The following is a 20,246-nucleotide window of genomic DNA, read 5'->3' on the forward strand; positions in this document are numbered from 1 at the left end:
CCCGTTGAACATGCTCTGCGGCGCGGCTGGGGATTGGACATAGTTCCTTTATGCTCATTGTTCGGCGCCAGCAACGGGCATGTCCGCCGCAAGGGGAGGGCATGTCCACTGGCGGGCGAATTAAGCCGCACGCGCTCCCGCCCCTAGAATCGTTAAGTGACTTACCCAGCAGCAACCGGTGACTTCCATTCCGCCCCGGAGGCCGCGTCTGCCTTCGCCGAAGAGCGCGCGGCCGTAATCGATCTCGAAGCCATCCGCCACAACGTGCGTCGTCTTGCGGCTGTCGCCTCACCCGCGCAGGTCATGGCGGTGGTCAAGGCCGACGCCTATGGCCACGGTGCCGTGCCGGTCGCCCGGGCGGCCCTCAGTGCCGGTGCCAACTGGCTGGGCGTGGCCCACATCTCCGAGGCCCTGGCCCTGCGGGCGGCCGGTATCGAAGCGCCGCTACTGGCGTGGCTGCACACCTCCGACAGCAACTTTGGTGCCGCCGTCGCCGCCGGAATCGACATCGGGTGCTCGGGCTGGGAACTGCAGCAGATAGTCGCGGCGGCCCGAGAGCAGGAACGGCCGGCCCGCGTCCACCTGAAGGTCGACACCGGCCTCGGCCGCAACGGCGCGACGCTGGACACCTGGGACGGCCTCGTCGGCGAAGCCATGGAGTACCAGGACCAGGGGCTGCTGCGGGTTGTGGGCATCTTCTCCCACCTTGCCGTCGCCGACGAACCCGAGCGGCCCGAAACCGACGAGCAGCTCGAGGCCTTCCGGGTGGCGCTGGCGATCGCCCGGGACGCCGGGGTCGACCCCGAGGTCCGGCATCTGGCGAACACGCCGGCGACGCTTTCCCGGCCTGACACCCACTTCGACCTGGTCCGGGTGGGGCTGGGCATCTACGGGCTTTCCCCTTTTGAGGGGCAACGCTCCGAGGAACTGGGCTTGCGCCCGGCCATGACGGTCCGAACGGTCGTTTCGCACTGCAAGGACGTGCCGGCCGGCCAGGGCGTCTCGTACGGGCTGAACTACCGCACGCACGGCAAAAGCACGCTCGGGCTCATTCCGCTGGGCTACGCCGACGGCGTTCCCCGCGTCGCCACCGGCGGGCCGGTCCGCGTGGAGGGCGTGACCTACCCGGTGGTTGGCCGGATCGCGATGGACCAGATGGTGATTGACCTTGGCCCCCTGAACGTTTCCGCCGGCGGGCACAGCGTGCTCGGATGCGAGGCCGTGCTGTTCGGCAACGGCGACGACGGCGGACCCACCGCCGAGGACTGGGCCCGGGCCGCCGGCACCATCAACTATGAAATAGTCACCCGGATCAGCCCGCGGGTGCCGCGCCGCTACATCAACGAGGTGCCCGCTCTCGCCGACGAACCGGGCACAGAGGAACCGCGCAACGAGGAATCCAGCCAGGCGCCCGGACGCGCCGGGGAGCCGGGGCAGTGACCGGGCCCGCGTGGGAACTGACGCTGAAAGTCGGCACAGCCGGGCAGACCCACGCCCTAGCCGCGGTCCTGGGGGCGCAGCTGGTGGCCGGAGACCTGCTGGTCCTCACCGGCGAGCTCGGAGCCGGCAAGACCACATTTACGCAGGGACTCGGGGAAGGCCTGGGCGTCCGCGCCGGAATCATCTCACCCACTTTCGTGCTGGTGCGCATCCATCCGAGCCGGCCCGACGGACCCCGGCCGGGCGGCCCGGACCTGGTCCACGTCGACGCCTACAGGCTCGGCTCCGCCTCGGAGATTGACGACATCGACCTCGAAAACACTATGGACGGCGCCGTGACGGTGGTGGAGTGGGGCCGGGGCCGCGTGGAGCACCTGAGCGAGAGCCGGCTTGAGGTGGACCTGGTCCGCACCCTCGGCGGCGGTAGCCCGGCGGCCAACCTGACTGCGGGCGAGCTCACCGGGCGCGCACCTGCCGCTGCCACTGCCACCCTGGACTTCGACACCGACGACGACGACGAGCCCCGCACCATCGTGCTCCGCGGCTTCGGTCCGCGCTGGGTCACCCCGCCGGACCTGCCAGAGGCAGGACCAGGGCCAGCACCAGAGCCAGAACCAGAACCAGAGCCAACGGAACGGACCTCCTGATGCTGATCCTCGCAATCGACACCTCCGCGGTGGCCAGCGCCGCGCTCGTCTCGGATGACGCGATGGAGTCCGTCGTCGGCAGCTTCGCCACCGAGGACACGCGTAGCCATGCAGAGGTCCTCGCCCCGGGCATCGAACGGCTGCTTGCGGAGGCCGGCCTGGCCGGGGCCGACGTCGACGTCATTGTCACCGGGGTGGGTCCCGGCCCGTTCACCGGGCTGCGCTCCGGCATCGTCACCGCCCGCACCCTGGCCTTCGCCTGGGGCAAGCCGCTGTACGGGCTGATGAGCCTGGACGCCGTGGCCCTGGAGGTGGCCGAGTCCGTTGATGCCGCGCCGGAGTTCATCGTCGCCACGGACGCGCGGCGCAAAGAGGTCTACTGGGCGCGGTACAGCCTGGCCGGCGGGCAGCTGCCCGAACTGCTCGACGGGCCGCATGTCGGTTTTGCGGCTGATTTGCCGGACCTGCCCGTCTACGGTGCGGGCGCGGGAATGTATGCCGACGTCGTCAAGGCCGTTGACGGCTTCAGTTCCCGCCAGCCCGAGGCGCTCTCGCTCGGCCAGTTTGCGCTCGCCCGGCTGGCCGCGGGGGACAAGTTGCTGGATTCGACGCCGCTCTACCTGCGGGAATCGGACGCGCAGGTCCCCGGCCCGCGGAAGCGCGCCCTGTGAGCGGCCGGCACGCAGCGGCGGCGGAGCTGCCGGGCGGAACGGCGCTGCGGGACATGACCGCGGCGGACATCCCGGCCGTGCACGAGCTCGAACGCCAGCTGTTCCCGGTGGATGCCTGGCCCCTGCAGATGTTCCTCGACGAGCTGGCGCAGGCGGAAACGCGGCGTTATCTGGTGGCCGAACATGCCGGACGCATCGTGGGTTACGCCGGGTTGATGTGTATCGAGCCCATCGCGGACGTGCAGACAATCGCCGTCGTGCCGGAGCAGGAAGGCAGGGGCATCGGGTCGGCGCTGCTGCGCGAGCTCATCCGGGAAAGCCGGCTGCGCCACGCCCAGGACGTGCTGCTGGAGGTCCGGGCGGACAACCCGCGGGCGCAGCAGCTGTACCTCCGCTTCGGCTTCGAACAGATCCACGTCCGCCCCCGGTACTACCGCGACGGCGTCGACGCCCTGATCATGCGCCTCCGGCTGGAGCCTGACTCCGACCGCAGCCCGCACAGCCCTCAGCCACGGGAAGCAGACCGCCCATGAACCGCACCGAGCCCCTTGTCCTGGGCATCGAATCCTCCTGCGACGAAACCGGCGTCGGGATCGTCCGCGGAACCCGGCTGCTGACCAACACGGTGGCCTCCTCCATGGAGGAGCATGTCCGTTTCGGCGGCGTCATTCCCGAGATCGCCTCGCGCGCCCACCTGGACGCTTTCGTGCCGACCCTCCGGGAATCACTTGCCGAAGCCGGGGTGACGCTCGCGGAGGTCGACGCCATCGCCGTCACCTCCGGCCCGGGACTCGCGGGGGCGCTGATGGTCGGTGTGTGCGCGGCGAAGGCGCTCGCGGTCGCCACCGGGAAGCCGCTGTATGCCATCAACCACCTCGTGGCGCACGTCGGCGTCGGGCTGCTCGAAGCGGACTCCGGCGGCCCGCAGCCCTTCGCCGGCTCCACGGCGCAGAACGCGCTGCCGGAGAACCTCGGCGCGCTGCTGGTCTCCGGCGGCCACACCGAAATCCTGCGGATCCGCAGCATCACCGACGACGTCGAACTGCTCGGCTCCACGATCGACGACGCCGCCGGCGAGGCATACGACAAGGTCGCACGGCTGCTGGGCCTGGGCTATCCCGGCGGTCCTGCCATCGACCGGCTGGCGCGCACCGGCAACGCCAAGGCGATCCGCTTTCCGCGCGGGCTGACCCAGCCCAAGTACATGGGGACGGCGGAGGAACCCGGGCCGCACCGCTACGACTGGTCCTTCAGCGGACTGAAGACCGCCGTCGCCCGGTGTGTGGAGCAGTTCGAAGCGCGCGGCGAGACGGTCCCGGTGGCGGACATTGCCGCAGCCTTCCAGGAGGCCGTGGTGGACGTGATCACGGCCAAGGCCGTGCTGGCCTGCCGCGAGCACGGCATCACCGAGCTCCTGCTCGGCGGCGGCGTGGCCGCGAACTCCCGCCTGCGCCAGCTCACCGAGCAGCGCTGCAGCGCCGCCGGGATCCGGCTGACGGTCCCGCCGCTTTCGCTCTGCACGGACAACGGTGCCATGGTTGCTGCCCTCGGGGCGCAGCTGGTGATGGCCGGAATCGCGCCGAGCGGCATCGGCTTCGCGCCTGATTCGTCGATGCCGGTGACGTCCGTGTCTGCCTAAGCGGCGTGGCCGCCCGGGGACGCTAGGCTTCCGGTCCCTTGCGCATTTGCTTGACCAGGTCGAGGACGACGGCGCGAAGGTCGCCGCCGTGCTCCGCGGCAACCCGGCGCTGCCGCTGGTAGCCGGCGCCGCGGTCGATGATCTTCAGGACGTCGCCGAGTTCGGCGGTGCAGCCGAGCTTTGCCGCGACCGGTTCCAGCCGGTGGACCGTCTCACGGATGTGGTCGGTCACGAGCTGTTCGTTGCCTGCGGCGTCCAGGATGATGATGGCGTCCAGGCCGTAGCGGGCCGCGCGCCATTTGTTCTCCTGCACGTGCCAGGGCGGCATGGTGGGGATGGTGCCGCCGTTCTCCAGCGTGGTGGAGAACTCGTCGACAAGGCACTGCGTCAGGGCGGCGATGGCGCCGACTTCCTCCAAGGTTGCCAGGCCGTCGCAGATGCGCATCTCGATGGTGCCGAGGGCGGGGACGGGGCGGATGTCCCAGCGGATCTCGGAGATCGTGTCGATCACGCCGGTGGTGAACATGTCCTGGACGTAGGATTCGTAGTCCTCCCAGCTGGAGAACTGGAACGGCAGCCCGGCGGTGGGCAGCTGCTGGAACATCAGGGCACGGTGCGAGGCGTACCCTGTGTCCTCGCCGCCCCAGAACGGGCTGGACGCGGAGAGCGCCTGGAAATGCGGGAAGTAGTTCACCAGGCCGTCAACGATCGGGAGGACCTTGTCCCGGCTGTCGAGGCCCACGTGCACGTGGACGCCGTAAATGACCATCTGGCGGCCCCACCACTGCGTGCGGTCGATGAGCTTCGCGTAGCGCTCCTTGTCCGTCACGGGCTGCAGCTGCGGTGGGCTGAAAGGGTGGCTGCCGGCGCAGAAAACCTCGACGCCCATCGGGTCGGTGACGTCCCGGACCGCCGCCAGCGAATCGCTCAGGTCTGCCTTGGCCTCCGCAACCGTGGTGCAGATCCCGGTGACCAGCTCAACGGTGTTCAGCAGCAGTTCCTGCTTGATGTGGGGGTGCTCGTCGTCCTCGTTGAGCTCGGGATGGGCGGCGGCGACCCCCCGGAGCACCTCGTTGGCCACGGAGGCGAGTTCGCCGGTTTCGGCGTCGACCAGCGCGAGCTCCCATTCCACACCAAGAGTTGATTGCCTGGATGAAGCGAAATCAATCTTCATGTGGTCCCTTTACTGTTCTGCTGCCCGTTGCCGTGACCCCTTCTGGCAGCGGTACTGGCAGGGCGGTTGGCGTGGGCAACGGTGGTCCCAGTCTAATGCAGGGGCGGCAGGCAGACCGGTGATGAACGGCCGTCGGGAGGTGACTGTTTTCACACCATGAACGGCCGCATGAGCGGTGCCCAGCGGCCGCATGAGCGGCGGCCCAGCTGGCGCGCCGCGTCGGGCCGCTGGACCCCGGGCGCTGCTGGCGTTTAATGGGAGCGTGCCCATACTGAACAAAGACATGACGCTCTGCATCTCCCTCTCGGCCCGGCCGAGCAACAACGGGACGCGCTTCCACAACCATCTGTACGAACAGCTGGGCCTGAACTGGATCTACAAGGCGTTCGCGCCCACCGACCTCGCCCAGGCGATCGCCGGGGTCCGGGGCCTGGGCATCCGCGGCTGTGCCGTATCCATGCCGTACAAAGAGGATGTGATTGCCCTCGTGGACGTCATGGACCCGTCCGCCAAGGCGATCGATTCGGTCAACACCATCGTCAACGACGGCGGCCGCCTCACCGCGTACAACACCGACTACACCGCCATTGAGCAGCTGCTGCGGAACAACGCCGTTCCCACGGACTACTCGGTGTGGCTCCGGGGCTCCGGCGGCATGGCCAAGGCAACTGCGGCAGCCCTCCGCGACGCGGGCTTCACGGACGTGACGGTCATCGCCCGCAACGAGGCTGCGGGACGGTCGCTCGCCAAACTTTACGGCTTCAAGTGGCTGGCCGAGGTCCCGGACGCCGTGAGTAGCGGTACCGCCCAGATGCTGGTCAACGTGACACCTATCGGTATGGCAGGGAGTATGGCCGGCGGCCCGGACGCCGATGCGCTGTCCTTCCCGCAGGAGGCGGTGGACGCCGCGGAGGTGGTGTTCGACGTCGTTGCGCTGCCGGCCGAAACACCGCTGGTCAGGGCCGGCCGCGCCGCAGGCAAGACCGTGATCACCGGTGCCGAGGTGGCCACCATCCAGGCGCTGGAGCAGTTTGTGCTCTACACCGGGATCCGGCCCAGCGACGAGCAGGTCCGTGCCGCCGAGGACTTCATGCGGGCACAGTAGCCGGACCCGGTAACGGTGAAAAGGGCCTAAACGGGCTCCACCGAGATGGCCACCCGGTCCTCGCCGATCCTGGTGAGGACCAGGGTGGCCGTCTTTTTGCCCTTGTGCTTCCCGGGCAGCAGCTGCTTGCGCAGCTCCTCGGGCGTCACGGAGGTGCCGCGTTTCTTGATGTCCAGCACGCCGATGCCGCCGTCCTTGACCCACGCCTTGAGTGCCTTGACGTTGTAGGGCATCACTTCGAGGATCCGGTAGGCGCGGGCGAACGGCGTGTCCACCAGTTCCGGTGCGCAGATGTAGGCGATGTGCTCGTCCACAAGGTGCCCGCCCAACTGGAGTGCGACGTCGGCCACCAGGCCCGCGCGGATGACGGCGCCGTCGGGCTCATAGAGGTATCCCTCAACGGGGCCTACCGGGGCTGCCGGGCCGCCGTCGAAATCCTCGGGGCTGGTCAGCTCCGCGGCGCCCTGCGCTCCGAGCAGGAGCGCGGCACGCCGGACGCCCGGGCGCCGGACGGCGTTGAACCACAGCGCGACCTCGGTGACTTCCCCGCCCACGGAGACCCACTGCGCCTCGCAGTCGGCGGGTACCGCCTCGTGCGGCATGCCCGGGCCCATCTTCACCCCGACGGCCCGGCCGGAGCCGGCCAGCGATTCCGCAAAGGACAGCGGCGGGGAGAAGTCCTCAGGCTCCCAGAGCCGTTTCGTCCCGGACGTGGAGGTGGTGCGCCGGGCCGGATCCAGCCAGACGCCGTCGATCCCCTCGAGGGGCAGGGCCGTGGCGTCGGCGTGGACCACGGTGGCGTTCCGGAACGGGATCAGGTTCATGGTGGCGCAGGCTGCCGTTGTCTCGTCCATCTCCACCGCCGTAACCCGGATGTCCAGCGACGCCATCGCCATCGCGTCGGCTCCGAGGCCGCAGCCAAGGTCCGCCACATGTTCCACTCCGGCTTCCGCAAAGCGCTGCGCGTGCCGGGCCGCCACCGGAAGCCTGGTGGCCTGCTCCAGCCCCGCCTGGGTGAAAATCATCTGCCGGGCGAATTCGCCGAACTTGGCCTCTGCCTTGGTCCGGAGCCGGGACTGCGTCAGCGCCGCTGACACCAGTTCGGGAGAGTGCCCGGCCTTGCGCAGGGCTGCGTTCAGCCGGAACGCCTCATCCTCCCGGTACGGTCCCAGCGACGCCAGCAGCTCCCAGCCTTCGGGATTGAGGAGGGGCGCGATCTGGTCCTGCTGTGCGTCAGCCATGGAATCAAGGGTAGTTCAGGCGGCGGTGCCAGGGCGCGGCGGCTACGCTGGACGGCATGGAGGACAACGGCAGGGAAACCGGCGGACCGGAGGGCGCCCGCCCGGATCCCTGCGCCGCTGGGGAGGATGCCGCGGAGGGCCGGGCCCGCCGCCACGGCGTGGCCAGGTACGCGCGCCCGGCGCTGGTCACGGGCGTTGTGATCGCCGTCGTATGCCTGGCGCTGCTGGTTATCATCTTTTTCCTCGACTCCTTCAATGCCACCGTCTATTCGGTGGGCGGCAAGGACGTCCACGACGCCACGGACGAAGCCCGCTCCATCCGCGAGACCTACGCTGCCGCCCGGCTCGGCGGCGTGGTGTTCCTCATCGTCGGCCTGGCGCTCGCCGCCGCCGGCGCTTTCCTGGTGTACCGGGACCGGAACGGCGCAGACCGGAATGGCGCCCGGGACGACGGCGAGGACGTGGACTTCGAGGACCTCGGCGGGCAGTGAACCGCGCGGTCCGCACGGCCGCGGCACCTGCCGGGCGTCCGCCGTCGACGCATTTCTGGCACTCGCCTTGACCGAGTGCTAACCAATACATAGAGTCGTCATTAGCACTCTCCCTAGGAGGGTGCTAACCCCAAAGCTTCAGCCAGGCTGCGGCCGGCACCGCGACGACGGTCTGTACGCCATGGCACCACAGCTTTATAGTCCACGAATTTGCTGACGAATAGGAGAGGTCCTTGTCGGTCTCTATTAAGCCTCTTGAGGATCGTATTGTTGTCCGCCCGCTCGAAGCCGAGCAGACCACGGCTTCCGGCCTGGTCATCCCGGACTCCGCGCAGGAAAAGCCGCAGGAAGGCGAAGTTGTCGCAGTAGGCCCCGGCCGCTTTGACGACAACGGCAACCGCGTGCCGGTCGATGTCACCGTCGGCGACGTTGTCATCTACTCCAAGTACGGCGGAACCGAAGTTAAGACCGGCGGCAACGAGTACCTCGTGCTGTCCGCCCGCGACGTTCTGGCGATCGTCGTAAAGTAACTCTCTTGGACCCCGCGCCGCCGATCCCTCTTTGACGGGTCAGCTGCGCGGGGTTCGGTCTTGAAAGGACAAAAACCATGGCAAAGCAGCTTGCGTTTAACGACGCTGCCCGCCGGTCGCTTGAAGCCGGCATCGATAAGCTCGCCAACACGGTCAAGGTGACGCTCGGCCCGCGCGGCCGCAACGTCGTGCTGGACAAGAAGTGGGGCGCGCCCACCATCACGAATGACGGCGTCACGATCGCCCGTGAAGTCGAACTGGACGACCCCTACGAAAACCTTGGCGCGCAGCTTGCCAAGGAGGTCGCCACCAAGACCAACGACGTCGCCGGTGACGGCACCACCACCGCAACGGTGCTGGCACAGGCTCTGGTCAAGGAAGGCCTCCGCAACGTTGCGGCCGGTGCCGCCCCGGGCCAGATCAAGCGCGGCATCGAGGTCTCGGTCGAGGCCGTCGCAGCCCGCCTGCTCGAGAACGCCCGTCCGGTCGAGGGCACCCAGGTTGCCAACGTGGCCTCCATCTCCGCGCAGAGCGACGAGGTCGGCGAGCTCCTGGCCGAAGCCTTCGGCAAGGTCGGCAAGGATGGTGTGATCACCATCGAGGAATCCTCCACCACGCAGACCGAACTGGTCCTGACCGAGGGCATGCAGTTCGACAAGGGCTACCTGTCCCCGTACTTCGTCACCGACGCGGAACGCCAGGAAGCAGTCCTCGAAGACGCTCTGATCCTGATCAACCAGGGCAAGATCTCCTCGGTGCAGGAATTCCTGCCGCTGCTGGAAAAGGCGCTGCAGAGCTCCAAGCCGCTCTTCATCATTGCCGAAGACGTCGAAGGCGAAGCCCTCTCCACGCTGATCGTCAACCGCATCCGCGGTACCCTGAACGTCGTTGCGGTCAAGGCTCCGGGTTTCGGTGACCGCCGCAAGGCCATGCTGCAGGACATCGCCACCCTCACCGGCGCGCAGGTTGTCTCGCCGGAACTGGGCCTGAGCCTGGACACCGTCGGCCTCGAGGTGCTCGGCACCGCCCGGCGCATCACCGTCACGAAGGACAACACCACCATCGTCGACGGCGCCGGTTCGGCCGAGGACGTTGCAGCACGGGTCGCCCAGCTGCGCGCCGAGCTGACCCGCACCGATTCCGACTGGGACAAGGAAAAGCTCCAGGAACGCCTGGCCAAGCTGGCCGGCGGCATCGGCGTGATCAAGGTCGGCGCTGCCACCGAGGTCGAGCTGAAGGAAAAGAAGCACCGCATCGAGGACGCCGTGTCCTCCACCCGCGCTGCCCTCGAAGAAGGCATCGTGGCTGGCGGCGGCTCGGCCCTCATCCACGCCCTCAAGGCCCTGGACGAGGATCCTGCTGTTCAGGCGCTCGAAGGTGACGCGGCAGCTGCTGTCGGCATCGTCCGCCGCGCCCTGACCCAGCCGCTTCGCTGGATCGCCCAGAACGCGGGCTTCGACGGCTATGTCGTCGTTGCCAAGGTGGCCGAATCCGCCAACAACCAGGGCTTCAACGCCAAGACCGGCGAGTACGAAGACCTCATTTCCGCCGGCGTCATCGACCCGGTCAAGGTGACGCGCGCAGCACTGCGCAATGCCGCCTCGATCGCGGCGCTGGTTCTCACCACGGAAACCCTCGTGGTTGAGAAGCCGGCGGACGAGGACGAGCACGCGGGCCACCAGCACTGAGGCCCACCCACCACATAAAAACCGGTCCAGCATCCGCTGGGCCGGTTTTTTGTGCACGGGTGGCTGCGCTACGTGGCAGCCATTTCCTCCGTCTCGACGTCTCCCGCCCGCTCGTACACCAGCGACACCGCCCCCTTCGGGAAGGTGCGCGCCGGCTCGGCGAGGCGGAAGGAGGCGGGGATGGTCCCGGCGTCGAAGAGGCGCTTGCCCTGCCCCAGAGTGATCGGATAGAGCCAGAAGTGGAGGCGGTCGATCACGTTTTCCGCGAGCAGCGAACGGATGAGGACGCCGCTGCCGAACATGTGCACCTGCTCGTACTCCTCGCGGAGCCGACCCGCGGCCGCGGCATCCGGCAGCACCGTCGTCCCGGCCCACCCTGGGTCGGTCAGGGTGCTGGAGACGACGAACTTGGGCACCCGGTTGAGCGTGCCGCCGATCTCGTCGGACTGGTTCGGCCAGTAGGCCGCAAAGATGTCGTAGGTCTTCCGGCCAAGAAGCAGGGCGTCGATGCGGCTGATTTCGGCACCGATGGCCTCGCCCGCCTCGTCATCGGACACGGGAGCCTGCCAGCCGCCGAAGGCGAAGTCTCCTTCGGTGTCCTCCTCGCGGCCGCCGGGTGCCTGGTAGACGCCGTCGAGGGTGATGAACAGGTTTGCGACGATGATGCCCACGGGTCCCATTCTGGAACGGCCTTCGGACGCTGTCCAGAGCCGGCGGCCAGGCACTGCGCATCCGTGCCGGGCCCGCATGGCAGACTGGTGCCATGCTGCTCGAGGAGCTCGTCAGAACCGCGGATGCCGTCGCATCGACCCGCTCCCGGCTCGCGAAGGTCGACGCACTGGCCGACCTGCTGCGCCGGCTTGAGCCCGGGGACATCGCGACGGCCGTCGGCTTGCTGGTCGCCAAGCCGCGGCAGGGCCGGGTAGGGGTCGGCTGGCGCGGCATGACGGCGGCCATGGGGGAGCCGGCCGCCGAATCGAGCCTTACTGTCGCCGACCTCGACGCTGCTCTTGACAGGCTGCTTGCCACGGCAGGTGCCGGATCCGCCGCGGAACGCGCCTCGACCCTTAGGACGCTTACGGCGGCCGCCACCGAACGCGAGCAGGCCTTCATCGCCGGTGTGCTGCTCGGCGAACTGCGAACCGGTGCGCTTGAGGGGGTCCTGACCGATGCCGTTGCCCGAGCCGCCGATCGGCCCGTCGACGCCGTTCGCCGTGCGGCGATGCTCTCGGGTGATCTCGGCGGGACAGCCCTGCTGGCGATCACGGGCACGACGGCCCAGCTCGACGCCGTCGGCCTCGTCGTCGGCCGTCCGGTTCAGCCCATGCTCGCCTCAACCGCGTCCAGCGCCGGGGCGGCCCTGGAGGCCACGGGGACGGCGTCGGTGGAATACAAGCTCGACGGCGCGCGCATCCAGGTGCACCGTGCCGGCGACGAGGTGCGCATCTACACCCGGACCCTGGCCGAGGTGACCCACCGGCTGCCCGAGGTGGTGGACGTGGTGCGCGGACTGCCGGTGCGCGATGTGATCCTCGACGGCGAAACCCTTGCCCTCGACGAGGACGGCGGTCCGCGGCCGTTCCAGGAGACCATGTCGCGGTTCGGGGCGGACGCCGCACGGGCCACGGTGCTGCATCCCTGGTTCTTCGACGTGCTGCACATCGACGGCCGCGACCTGCTGGACGAGCCGCTGGCGACGCGCATCGGCGTGCTCGAGCGTATCTCCCCCGGCTACCGGATCCCGGGGGAGATCACGGCGGACGCCGACGTTGCTGAGAGTGTGTCACGCGATGCGCTCGCTGCGGGCCACGAGGGCGTGGTGGTAAAGGCGGTCGGATCAACCTACGCGGCCGGCCGGCGTGGTTCGAACTGGATCAAGGTGAAGCCGGTGCTCACCTACGACCTGGTGGTGCTCGCCTGCGAGTGGGGATCGGGACGGCGTACCGGGCTGCTGTCGAACCTGCACCTCGGGGCCCTCGACCCGGCCGGCGAGTTCGGCGAACCGGGCGGTTATGTGATGGTGGGCAAGACGTTCAAAGGCCTCACCGATGCGCTGCTGCGCTGGCAGACCGAGAGGTTCCAGGAGCTCGAAGTGCGCCGCACAGCGGGCACCGTCTGGGTCGAACCTGTCACCGTCGTCGAGATCGCGATCGACGGCGTGCAGCATTCCCCGCGCTATCCGGGCGGAATCGCCCTTCGGTTCGCACGCGTCAAACGGTACCGCGACGACAAGACGGCGGCTGAGGCCGACACCATCCAGACCTTGCGCGCGCTGAGGCGTTCCTAGCCCGGACGCCCCGCTTGTGCCCCTTCCCCTCCGGGCGTACGGTGACGCTTAAGTACCGTCTGGGGCGGCGAACGGTGGCGTGAAGCTGGCTGGGTGGGATCCGAAGGAGGCCAGATGTCAGCTGAGACGGGCATTGACCAGGGCCGTGCGGCCTTCCGGGAGCACCGCTGGACCGATGCCTTCGAGAATTTCCGGGATGCCGACCAGCAGGGCGGCTTGCCCGCGCAGGACCTTGAACGGCTCGCAACAGCGGAACTCCTGACCGGCAACCTCACCATGGGCCTGGATACGCTTACCCGCGCACACGAGGAATATCTGGTTCTCGGCGACCTGGTGGGCGCCGCCCGTTGTGCCGTCTGGATGGTGATGCATCTGGCGAACGCGGGGGAGACGGCTCGTGCTGGCGGCTGGTTGGCACGGGGCCAGCGGCTGGTGAACGAACTTGCCGAACCGGACGCGGTGCAGGGCTTCATGCTCCTCCCCGTGGCCCTGGAGACGCTGTACGGCGGCGATCCGGAAGCAGCCCTGCAGCTCTTCTCCCGGATGGCGGACTTCGGACAAAGGTTCGGGGACAAAGACCTGTCCGCGTTCGCCCTGCTCGGCAGCGGGCAGGCAACACTGGCGATTGGCCGGGCCGAGGAAGGCCTCGCGATGTTCGACGAGGTGATGGTGGCCGTGACCGCGGGGGAACTGTCCGCAGTGCCGTCCGGGATTATCTACTGCGCGGTCATCGGCAACTGCCAGCTGGCCTTGGATCTGGAGCGGGCGCTGGAGTGGACAGCGGCCCTTGACCGCTGGTGCCGCGACCGCCCGGACACCCTTGCGTTCAGCGGCCAGTGCCAGGCTCACCGCGCAGAGCTCTTCCGGTTGCACGGTGCCTGGCCCGAGGCGCTGGCGGCGGCCGCCGTCGCCCAGGAGCGTTCCAGCAACGGTGATCCCCGGGCGCTCTACGGCGGTTTCTACCAGCAGGCGGAAGTGCAGCGCCTCAGCGGCGACCTGGATGCAAGCGAAGCCTCCTACAGGCAGGCGGCCCGCAGCGGCTACGAACCCCAGCCAGGCCTTGCACTCCTGTCGCTGGCACGCGGAGACGCGGTGCGCGCCCAGGCGATGATCCGCAGGGCGGCCGGCACGGCGGACGCTGCCACACGCCGCCACCTGTTGCCCGCCCTGGTGGACATTGAACTGGCTGTTCCCGACCTTCCGGCGGCCCGTCAGGGTGCCCAGGACCTGCTCGCCTTTGCCCGGGAATGCCCCCGCCCCATGGTGGGCGCCGTGGCCGGCCAGTCAGACGGCGAAGTCCGGCTGGAAGAGGGCGATCCCGTGGGTGCCTCCCGGTCCCTGCGGCAGGCCTGGCACCTCTGGGCTGGACTTGGTGTGCCCTACGAGGCCGCCCGCTGCCGGGTCCTGATCGGGCGGGCCTGCCGTGACCTCGGCGACGAAGCCTCGGCCCTGATGGAATTCGAGGCCGCGCACGCGGAGTTCCTCGAGCTGGGGGCCGCTCCCGCTGCTGCCTGGGCCGCCTCCTTTATGGGCACTGCCGACGGCGGCGGGGCTGGGCCGCTGACGCCGAGGGAAGCGGAGGTGCTGCGGCTCGTTGCGTCCGGCAGCGGCAACCGTGCCATCGCGGGCGAGCTCTACCTGAGCGAAAAGACCGTCGCGCGGCACATCAGCAATATCTTCCTCAAGCTCGGCTTGTCTTCCCGGGCGGCAGCCACACGTTATGCGTTCGAGCACGGGCTCGCCGGCTGAATGCACAAAAATACCCACGTGACGGTGCGGCACAATTGCATGTTTCGGCCGACGCGGAGCGGAAGGCCCGGCTCGTAGCCTCAAAGCATGGACCTGCAAGCCGCAGGTTTCCACCTCAGGCAGGAGCAAGCAATGAACAGCAACCACGTGGCCGGCATGCTGGACACGATCATCATCGGTGGCGGCCAGTCAGGCCTGGCCCTGGGCCACCATCTGAAGGAGCAACAGCGAAATTTCCTCATCCTGGATGCGAATCCGCGTACCGGCGACGCATGGCGCGGGCGCTGGGACTCGCTGCGGGTGTTTACCCCGGCGAAGTACGACGGCCTGCCCGGCGAACCGTTCCCGGCGGATCCCCTGTCCTTCCCCACGAAGGATGAGGTGGCCGGATTCCTGGAGGGCTACGCTGCAAGAAACAGCCTGCCGGTGCTCCACGGAACCCGGGTGGAGCGCCTGTGGCGGGAGGCCGGCCACTTCGTTGCGGCTTCCAACGGCCAGCGCTGGGAGGCGCGCAACGTCGTCGTGGCCACCGGAGTCAGCCAGGCTCCCAACGTTCCCGGCTTCGCCACGGAACTGGCACCGTCGACGGTCCAGTTCCACTCCGGCGGCTACCGGAATCCCGGCCAGCTGCAGGACGGTCCGGTCCTGGTGGTCGGGCTGGGAAACTCCGGGGCGGAGATTGCCCTTGAGGTGAACCGGACACATCCCACCATCGCCGCCGGAAAACCCGGCGGTGAGCTTCCGGTGAAACATGGCCGGACCGCGGCGCGGTACTTCCTTCCGCTTGTGCGCTTCCTCGGGTTGCACATCCTCACCCTCGACACGCCCATCGGGCGCAAGGCGGCACCCTCCTTCAAGGCTCACGCTGCGCCGCTGATCAGGACCAAGACCAAGGACCTGGCGGCAGCCGGGGTACGGCTTGTCCCGCGGGTCACAGGAGTGGAGGATGGCCAGCCTGTCCTGGCGGACGGGACCAGGCTGGAAGTATCGAACGTCATCTGGTGCACCGGTTTCCGGGACGACTTCAGCTGGATCGATCCGGACCTGCTCGACGGCGGTGCGCTGCCGCGCCAGCACCGCGGCGTCGCCTTCGATGCGCCGGGATTGTTCTTCCTGGGCCAGGAATTCCTGTACGCGGCGGCGTCCGCCACCCTTCCGGGTGTCTGCCGCGATGCACGGTACCTGGCATCCAGAATCCCGGTCCCCGCCAGCAGCCAGGCCCTCGCCTCATCCACATGAGCCGGCGTGGCAACGGCACGGGGGTGCCGCCCGCGGAAACGCCGGCGGCACGCCGGATGCCGTTGCTCACATTCGGGCTTCGGAATATGGGGATCGCCGCCAAGGTTCTACTATTTATTCAACACTTCTGCACAGGCCATGCCCGTAATGACGGGCTGGTCATCTGTTGCAACCCCTACCCGTGAACCCCGTAACCAAGGTAAGAGGCGCACTCATGACCCAGCCCGAACACGACCCCTTCGGCTTCATCGGCCTGACCTACGACGACGTCCTGCTGCTCCCCGGCCACACTGACGTCATCCCCTCGGAGGCGGACACGTCGTCCCGGATCTCCAAGCGCATCTCGGTCCAGACCCCGCTGCTGTCCGCGGCCATGGACACCGTCACCGAGTCGCGGATGGCGATCGCCATGGCGCGCCAGGGCGGCCTGGGCGTGGTTCACCGCAACCTCTCGATCGAGGACCAGGCTGACCAGGTGGACCGGGTCAAGCGCAGCGAGTCCGGCATGATCACGAACCCGCTCACCATCGGTCCCGAGGCCACGCTGGCCGAGCTGGACGACATCTGTGCCCGTTACCGTGTTTCCGGTCTTCCGGTGGTGGACGAGGGCAACCGGCTTCTGGGCATCGTCACCAACCGCGACACCCGCTTCGTGCCGGAGTCCGATTTCCCGCTCCGGCTCGTCAGCGATGTCATGACGAAGATGCCGCTCGTCACCGGGCACGTCGGGATCAGCCGCGAGGAAGCCTCGCACAAACTCGCAACCAACAAGATCGAAAAGCTCCCGCTCGTTGACGAGCAGGGCCGGCTGAAGGGCCTGATCACCACCAAGGACTTCACGAAGGCCGAGCAGTACCCCCTGGCCACCAAGGACGAGGAAGGCCGCCTCCGTGTCGGTGCGGCCATCGGGTTCTTCGGCGACGGCTGGGAGCGGGCCATGACCCTGATCGACGCCGGCGTGGACGCCCTTTTCGTGGACACCGCCAACGGCCACTCCCAGGGCGTGCTGGACATGATCCGCCGGCTGAAGTCTGACCCGGTAGCCGCGCACGTGGACATCATCGGTGGCCAGGCTGCCACCCGCGAGGGCGCCCAGGCACTGATCGACGCCGGCGCCGACGGCATCAAGGTGGGCGTGGGCCCCGGCTCGATCTGCACCACCCGCGTGGTGGCCGGCGTGGGCGTCCCGCAGATCACCGCCATCTACGAGTCGGCCAAGGCGGCCATCCCGGCCGGAGTGCCGCTGATCGCCGACGGCGGCCTGCAGTACTCGGGCGACATCGGCAAGGCACTGGTTGCCGGCGCCGACACCGTGATGCTCGGCTCCCTGCTGGCAGGCTGCGAGGAGTCCCCGGGAGACCTGATCTTCGTAAACGGCAAGCAGTTCAAGAGCTACCGTGGCATGGGTTCGCTCGGGGCCATGCAGACCCGCGGCAAGAACACCTCCTACTCCAAGGACCGCTACTTCCAGGCCGACGTTTCCGGTGATGACAAGCTCATCCCCGAAGGCATCGAAGGCCGGGTGGCCTTCCGCGGCCCGCTGGCGTCCGTGGCGTACCAGCTCGTCGGCGGACTCCGCCAGACCATGTTCTACACCGGCGCCCCGACGGTGCCCGAGCTGAAGGCACGCGGAAAGTTCGTCCGGATCACCCCGGCCGGTCTGAAGGAGTCGCACCCGCATGACATCCAGATGACGGTGGAAGCGCCGAACTACGGTTCCCGCTAATCCCCACCCGCACCCGGGGGGCCCCAGCACCCGGGGGCCCACCCAAGTAGCTCGCAGTAGGAGTCGTTTTGGAGGCTCATAACGGCCTCTGCTGCAAGCCAGTTGGGCACATGCGTGTCCTAGGCTGAAGGTATGTCTGAACTCCGTCCTGCGCGTGAGCCGAAACGCAAGCTGGCGCTTCGCCCTTACGCGCGTGCCGTCGCGCAGGTACTACGGGTCAGTTTCCGGGCCTCGCCGGCCGCCGTGGTGATGAAGGTGGTGGGCTCGCTCATCTCAGCCCTGCTGCCGCTGGTCACCACGTACTTCGCCGCCCTGACGACGACGGCGCTTGCGGCTGCCTATGCCGGCGACGCCGGGGCGGGCCGGCAGGCCATCGTGTATGTCGTCATCACCGCGGCCCTGGGCCTGTTTTGGGGTGCGTTCAGCAGCGTGGACCGTTACATCCAGCAGCTGATGAGCTTCCGGGTGGGGGCGATCGTGGGGGACCTGATGTACGAGCGCTTCCTGGCGCTCGAATTCTGGCGTTACGACGACAAGGAAACGGTCGACCTCTACGACCGCGCCAAACGCTTCTCCGATTCGTATGCCCGCGTGCTCGACCGGATCGCTGCGATCTTCACGCAGCTCGTCTCGGTGGTGCTGGCCATCGGCGCCCTGCTGCTGGTCAGCTGGTGGATCGCCATGATCGTCCTCGTGGCGATCGTGCCAAGCGTGTACCTGCAGTTCAAGCTTTCGCGGGAACAGATCGCACACTGGAACACCCAGGTGGATTCCCGCCGGCAGCGCCGGATGATCGAGACCAACCTGCTGCGCCCGCAGCACATCGCCGAGATGCGCCTTTACGGAATCGTCGGCTATCTGATGGGGCTGCGCTCCCGGCTGCGGGACGCGGACGAGAAGCGCCGGCTGGATTTCCAGAAACGCTATATTCCCAAGCAGCTGGCCGCCGACGCCCTGCAGTACGGCGCGGAGGTGGTATCGCTGATCTGGGTAGTCGGCCAGATCATAGCCCGGGCCCAGCCGGTGGGGCAGTTCCTGTACGTCCAGCAGATCGTCAGCCGGGCCCTGTCCACCGCCAACAGCCTCGTCTCCTCACTGAGCTCCATCGACGAGGATCTCGCCAACCTCAAGGACTACGAGCTGTTCATGGCGCTGCCGGTCCACTCCAGCCACGCCCCGCCCCTATTGCAGGCGCCGAAAACGGTGGAACTCCGCGACATCCGTTTCACCTACACCGGAAGCGACCTGGAGGTCATCAAAGGCATCTCAGTGACCATCAGTGAAGGCCAGCACGTCGCCATCGTGGGGGAGAACGGCGCGGGCAAATCCACCCTGATCCGGATCCTCGCCGGGTTGTACCGCCCGGATTCCGGCCAGGTACTGCTCGACGGCGTCGACCTCGCCGCCGTGGATGTGACGTCCTGGCACCGGCACCTGGCGGTGCTGAGCCAGGAATTCCTCAAGTACGAGTTCGCCACCGCCGCGGACAACATCTTCTTCGGCGACGTCGACGCGCCCCGGGACGACGGGCGGATCCGGCGTGCCGCGGCTGACGCCGAAGCGCTGGACTTCCTCAGCAGGCTGCCCAACGGGCTGGACAACCACGTCAGCAACTGGATGGAGGACCCGCGCGGGCGGAAGGGCAGCGGGCTGTCCGGAGGGCAGTGGCAGCGACTCGCGATGGCCCGGAACTTCTACCGGGACGCGTCCTTCATGGTGATGGACGAGCCCACCTCGGCCATTGACGCGCTGGCCGAACACCGCATCTTCACGCGCCTTTTCGCGGACCACAGCAGCACGATCATCGCCATCAGCCACCGGCTCGCGACCATCGAAAAAGCGGATATCGTCTACATGCTCGAAGACGGCCGCGTTGTGGAACAGGGAACCCATAAGGAACTCGTCGCGTTGCGGGGCCGCTACTTCCGGATGTTCGAATCCCAGCTGGCCGTTCCGGACGCGGAGAACGTCAGCGGGGAGTGACCGAGGGGCCCTCGATGGTGGTCCGGACACGCGCCAGGCTGGGCTCCGGGGGAACGCTGCTGAAGCCGAAGCCGACGGCGGGCCGGATCGCGGAGAGCACGCCGGCGTCGGTGCCGTTCCAGCTGACCGTGGCTGATTCGATCCGGTGCAGGTCGGTGACCCCGTAGTACTCCAGCCTGCCGCCCTTTGCCGAGCCCGCCGTGCTGACGCCGGGCAGGATCCAGGCCGCGAGCGGGCTGACGGCGCGAAGCCACCGAGGATGCACCGCCAAGGCGCGCGGAATCAGCCGCGCGGCCGCGCCCAGCGGCGTCCGGGTTCCGAGGCCGGCGCGGATCCGCAGCGGCCCGGCGTCGATGCTCAACTGGCCGGCGGCCTGCGAGGCAGCCAGCGGGACGATCCGGGTCTCGTCGAAGTTGTAGACCGCGCTGATGAAGCCGCCCGCTTCTTCCGTCGGCGCGAGCAGGATCCGGTGGCCGGACGGCAACTGGACCATCGCGTCGGCGAAAGGGCCGAACGGGGACTGCGCCCACAATCCCACAACGGCCCGGAGGCCGGACGCAGTACCGATCCCGGCGATGTGCCCGTCGAAGATCCAGCGCTGGTTCATGACGCCACTGTACGTCGAAGCGGAGGCCT

At 68.3% G+C, this 20,246-nt stretch carries 18 protein-coding genes; 14 read left to right on the forward strand and 4 right to left on the reverse strand.

Annotated elements, in window-relative coordinates; translation table 11 throughout:
• Nucleotides 1–156 precede the first annotated feature (156 nt).
• From alr to tsaD, 5 genes are read left to right on the forward strand one after another with little or no spacing between them, the layout of a single operon-like run.
• A complete protein-coding gene (alr, locus tag QFZ65_RS06340; protein WP_306909075.1) occupies nucleotides 157–1,440 on the forward strand; it encodes an alanine racemase in 1,284 nt (427 codons plus the stop codon).
• The gene (gene tsaE, locus QFZ65_RS06345; protein ID WP_306909077.1) at nucleotides 1,437–2,087 is read left to right on the forward strand and encodes a tRNA (adenosine(37)-N6)-threonylcarbamoyltransferase complex ATPase subunit type 1 TsaE; all 651 of its coding nucleotides are present in this window, start codon (nucleotides 1,437–1,439) and stop codon (nucleotides 2,085–2,087) included. The genes alr and tsaE overlap by 4 nt, the downstream gene beginning before the upstream one ends.
• Nucleotides 2,087–2,758: a tRNA (adenosine(37)-N6)-threonylcarbamoyltransferase complex dimerization subunit type 1 TsaB gene (gene tsaB / locus QFZ65_RS06350; protein ID WP_306909079.1), complete on the forward strand. Its 672-nt coding sequence runs from the start codon at nucleotides 2,087–2,089 to the stop codon at nucleotides 2,756–2,758. Before tsaE ends, tsaB begins: the two co-directional genes overlap by 1 nt.
• A 53-nt stretch (nucleotides 2,759–2,811) precedes the next feature.
• A complete protein-coding gene (gene rimI / locus QFZ65_RS06355) occupies nucleotides 2,812–3,291 on the forward strand; it encodes a ribosomal protein S18-alanine N-acetyltransferase (protein WP_306912512.1) in 480 nt (159 codons plus the stop codon).
• The gene (gene tsaD, locus QFZ65_RS06360; RefSeq protein ID WP_306909081.1) at nucleotides 3,288–4,397 is read left to right on the forward strand and encodes a tRNA (adenosine(37)-N6)-threonylcarbamoyltransferase complex transferase subunit TsaD; all 1,110 of its coding nucleotides are present in this window, start codon (nucleotides 3,288–3,290) and stop codon (nucleotides 4,395–4,397) included. Before rimI ends, tsaD begins: the two co-directional genes overlap by 4 nt.
• 22 nt (nucleotides 4,398–4,419) lie before the next feature.
• Here tsaD and QFZ65_RS06365 read toward each other — a convergent pair whose 3' ends face one another.
• Nucleotides 4,420–5,571, reverse strand: coding sequence for a glutamate--cysteine ligase (locus QFZ65_RS06365; RefSeq protein WP_306909083.1), 1,152 nt, complete (start codon nucleotides 5,569–5,571; stop codon nucleotides 4,420–4,422).
• Between the two features lie 262 nt (nucleotides 5,572–5,833).
• Here QFZ65_RS06365 and QFZ65_RS06370 point away from each other — a divergent pair, with 262 nt between their 5' ends.
• Nucleotides 5,834–6,676: a shikimate 5-dehydrogenase gene (locus tag QFZ65_RS06370; protein WP_306909085.1), complete on the forward strand. Its 843-nt coding sequence runs from the start codon at nucleotides 5,834–5,836 to the stop codon at nucleotides 6,674–6,676.
• Nucleotides 6,677–6,702: 26 nt separating this feature from the next.
• On the opposite strand, the gene QFZ65_RS06375 is transcribed toward QFZ65_RS06370, so the two are convergent.
• Entirely contained in the window at nucleotides 6,703–7,917 is a 1,215-nt protein-coding gene (locus QFZ65_RS06375; RefSeq protein WP_306909087.1) for a class I SAM-dependent methyltransferase, read from the reverse strand.
• Between the two features lie 56 nt (nucleotides 7,918–7,973).
• Between QFZ65_RS06375 and QFZ65_RS06380 the strand changes: the two genes are divergently transcribed.
• The 3 genes from QFZ65_RS06380 to groL all read left to right on the forward strand — a co-directional run bounded on the left by QFZ65_RS06380 (nucleotide 7,974) and on the right by groL (nucleotide 10,626).
• A complete protein-coding gene (locus tag QFZ65_RS06380) occupies nucleotides 7,974–8,408 on the forward strand; it encodes a hypothetical protein (protein WP_306909089.1) in 435 nt (144 codons plus the stop codon).
• Nucleotides 8,409–8,641: 233 nt separating this feature from the next.
• Nucleotides 8,642–8,938, forward strand: a complete 297-nt coding sequence (groES, locus tag QFZ65_RS06385; RefSeq protein ID WP_284976420.1) for a co-chaperone GroES — start codon at nucleotides 8,642–8,644, stop codon at nucleotides 8,936–8,938.
• Nucleotides 8,939–9,015: 77 nt separating this feature from the next.
• Complete coding sequence (gene groL, locus QFZ65_RS06390; RefSeq protein WP_306909094.1) at nucleotides 9,016–10,626, forward strand: chaperonin GroEL; 1,611 nt, start codon at nucleotides 9,016–9,018, stop codon at nucleotides 10,624–10,626.
• Nucleotides 10,627–10,694: 68 nt separating this feature from the next.
• Here the strand turns inward: groL and QFZ65_RS06395 are convergent, their stop codons facing one another.
• Entirely contained in the window at nucleotides 10,695–11,297 is a 603-nt protein-coding gene (locus tag QFZ65_RS06395) for a dihydrofolate reductase family protein (RefSeq protein ID WP_306909096.1), read from the reverse strand.
• 92 nt (nucleotides 11,298–11,389) lie between these two features.
• Here QFZ65_RS06395 and QFZ65_RS06400 point away from each other — a divergent pair, with 92 nt between their 5' ends.
• The 5 genes from QFZ65_RS06400 (at nucleotide 11,390) to QFZ65_RS06420 (ending at nucleotide 19,610) form a co-directional block, all read left to right on the forward strand.
• A complete protein-coding gene (locus tag QFZ65_RS06400) occupies nucleotides 11,390–12,913 on the forward strand; it encodes an ATP-dependent DNA ligase (RefSeq protein ID WP_306909099.1) in 1,524 nt (507 codons plus the stop codon).
• Between the two features lie 114 nt (nucleotides 12,914–13,027).
• Entirely contained in the window at nucleotides 13,028–14,662 is a 1,635-nt protein-coding gene (locus tag QFZ65_RS06405) for a helix-turn-helix transcriptional regulator (RefSeq protein ID WP_306909101.1), read from the forward strand.
• Nucleotides 14,663–14,794: 132 nt separating this feature from the next.
• A complete protein-coding gene (locus QFZ65_RS06410; RefSeq protein ID WP_306909103.1) occupies nucleotides 14,795–15,901 on the forward strand; it encodes an NAD(P)/FAD-dependent oxidoreductase in 1,107 nt (368 codons plus the stop codon).
• Nucleotides 15,902–16,115: 214 nt separating this feature from the next.
• Nucleotides 16,116–17,627, forward strand: a complete 1,512-nt coding sequence (gene guaB, locus QFZ65_RS06415) for an IMP dehydrogenase (RefSeq protein WP_306909105.1) — start codon at nucleotides 16,116–16,118, stop codon at nucleotides 17,625–17,627.
• A 132-nt stretch (nucleotides 17,628–17,759) separates the two neighbouring features.
• On the forward strand, nucleotides 17,760–19,610 hold the full coding sequence (locus QFZ65_RS06420) for an ABC transporter ATP-binding protein (RefSeq protein WP_306909107.1): 1,851 nt from the start codon (nucleotides 17,760–17,762) through the stop codon (nucleotides 19,608–19,610).
• Here the strand turns inward: QFZ65_RS06420 and QFZ65_RS06425 are convergent.
• Complete coding sequence (locus QFZ65_RS06425) at nucleotides 19,597–20,217, reverse strand: hypothetical protein (protein WP_306909109.1); 621 nt, start codon at nucleotides 20,215–20,217, stop codon at nucleotides 19,597–19,599. The genes QFZ65_RS06420 and QFZ65_RS06425 overlap by 14 nt on opposite strands.
• Between the last annotated feature and the right edge of the window lie 29 nt (nucleotides 20,218–20,246).

The organism is Arthrobacter sp. B3I9, from assembly GCF_030816935.1.
In the GTDB taxonomy this organism is placed as follows: Bacteria; Actinomycetota; Actinomycetes; order Actinomycetales; family Micrococcaceae; genus Arthrobacter.

What these genes read in the sequence shown, in the direction of transcription:
- tsaB (WP_306909079.1), top strand. Translation starts at nt 2,087, where the DNA reads ATGCTGATCCTCGCAATCGACACCTCCGCGGTGGCCAGCGCCGCGCTC.
- rimI (WP_306912512.1), top strand. Translation starts at nt 2,812, where the DNA reads ATGACCGCGGCGGACATCCCGGCCGTGCACGAGCTCGAACGCCAGCTG.
- tsaD (WP_306909081.1), top strand. Translation starts at nt 3,288, where the DNA reads ATGAACCGCACCGAGCCCCTTGTCCTGGGCATCGAATCCTCCTGCGAC.
- QFZ65_RS06365 (WP_306909083.1), bottom strand. Translation starts at nt 5,571, where the DNA reads ATGAAGATTGATTTCGCTTCATCCAGGCAATCAACTCTTGGTGTGGAA.
- QFZ65_RS06375 (WP_306909087.1), bottom strand. Translation starts at nt 7,917, where the DNA reads ATGGCTGACGCACAGCAGGACCAGATCGCGCCCCTCCTCAATCCCGAA.
- QFZ65_RS06380 (WP_306909089.1), top strand. Translation starts at nt 7,974, where the DNA reads ATGGAGGACAACGGCAGGGAAACCGGCGGACCGGAGGGCGCCCGCCCG.
- groL (WP_306909094.1), top strand. Translation starts at nt 9,016, where the DNA reads ATGGCAAAGCAGCTTGCGTTTAACGACGCTGCCCGCCGGTCGCTTGAA.
- QFZ65_RS06400 (WP_306909099.1), top strand. Translation starts at nt 11,390, where the DNA reads ATGCTGCTCGAGGAGCTCGTCAGAACCGCGGATGCCGTCGCATCGACC.
- QFZ65_RS06405 (WP_306909101.1), top strand. Translation starts at nt 13,028, where the DNA reads ATGTCAGCTGAGACGGGCATTGACCAGGGCCGTGCGGCCTTCCGGGAG.
- QFZ65_RS06410 (WP_306909103.1), top strand. Translation starts at nt 14,795, where the DNA reads ATGAACAGCAACCACGTGGCCGGCATGCTGGACACGATCATCATCGGT.
- guaB (WP_306909105.1), top strand. Translation starts at nt 16,116, where the DNA reads ATGACCCAGCCCGAACACGACCCCTTCGGCTTCATCGGCCTGACCTAC.
- QFZ65_RS06420 (WP_306909107.1), top strand. Translation starts at nt 17,760, where the DNA reads ATGTCTGAACTCCGTCCTGCGCGTGAGCCGAAACGCAAGCTGGCGCTT.
- QFZ65_RS06425 (WP_306909109.1), bottom strand. Translation starts at nt 20,217, where the DNA reads ATGAACCAGCGCTGGATCTTCGACGGGCACATCGCCGGGATCGGTACT.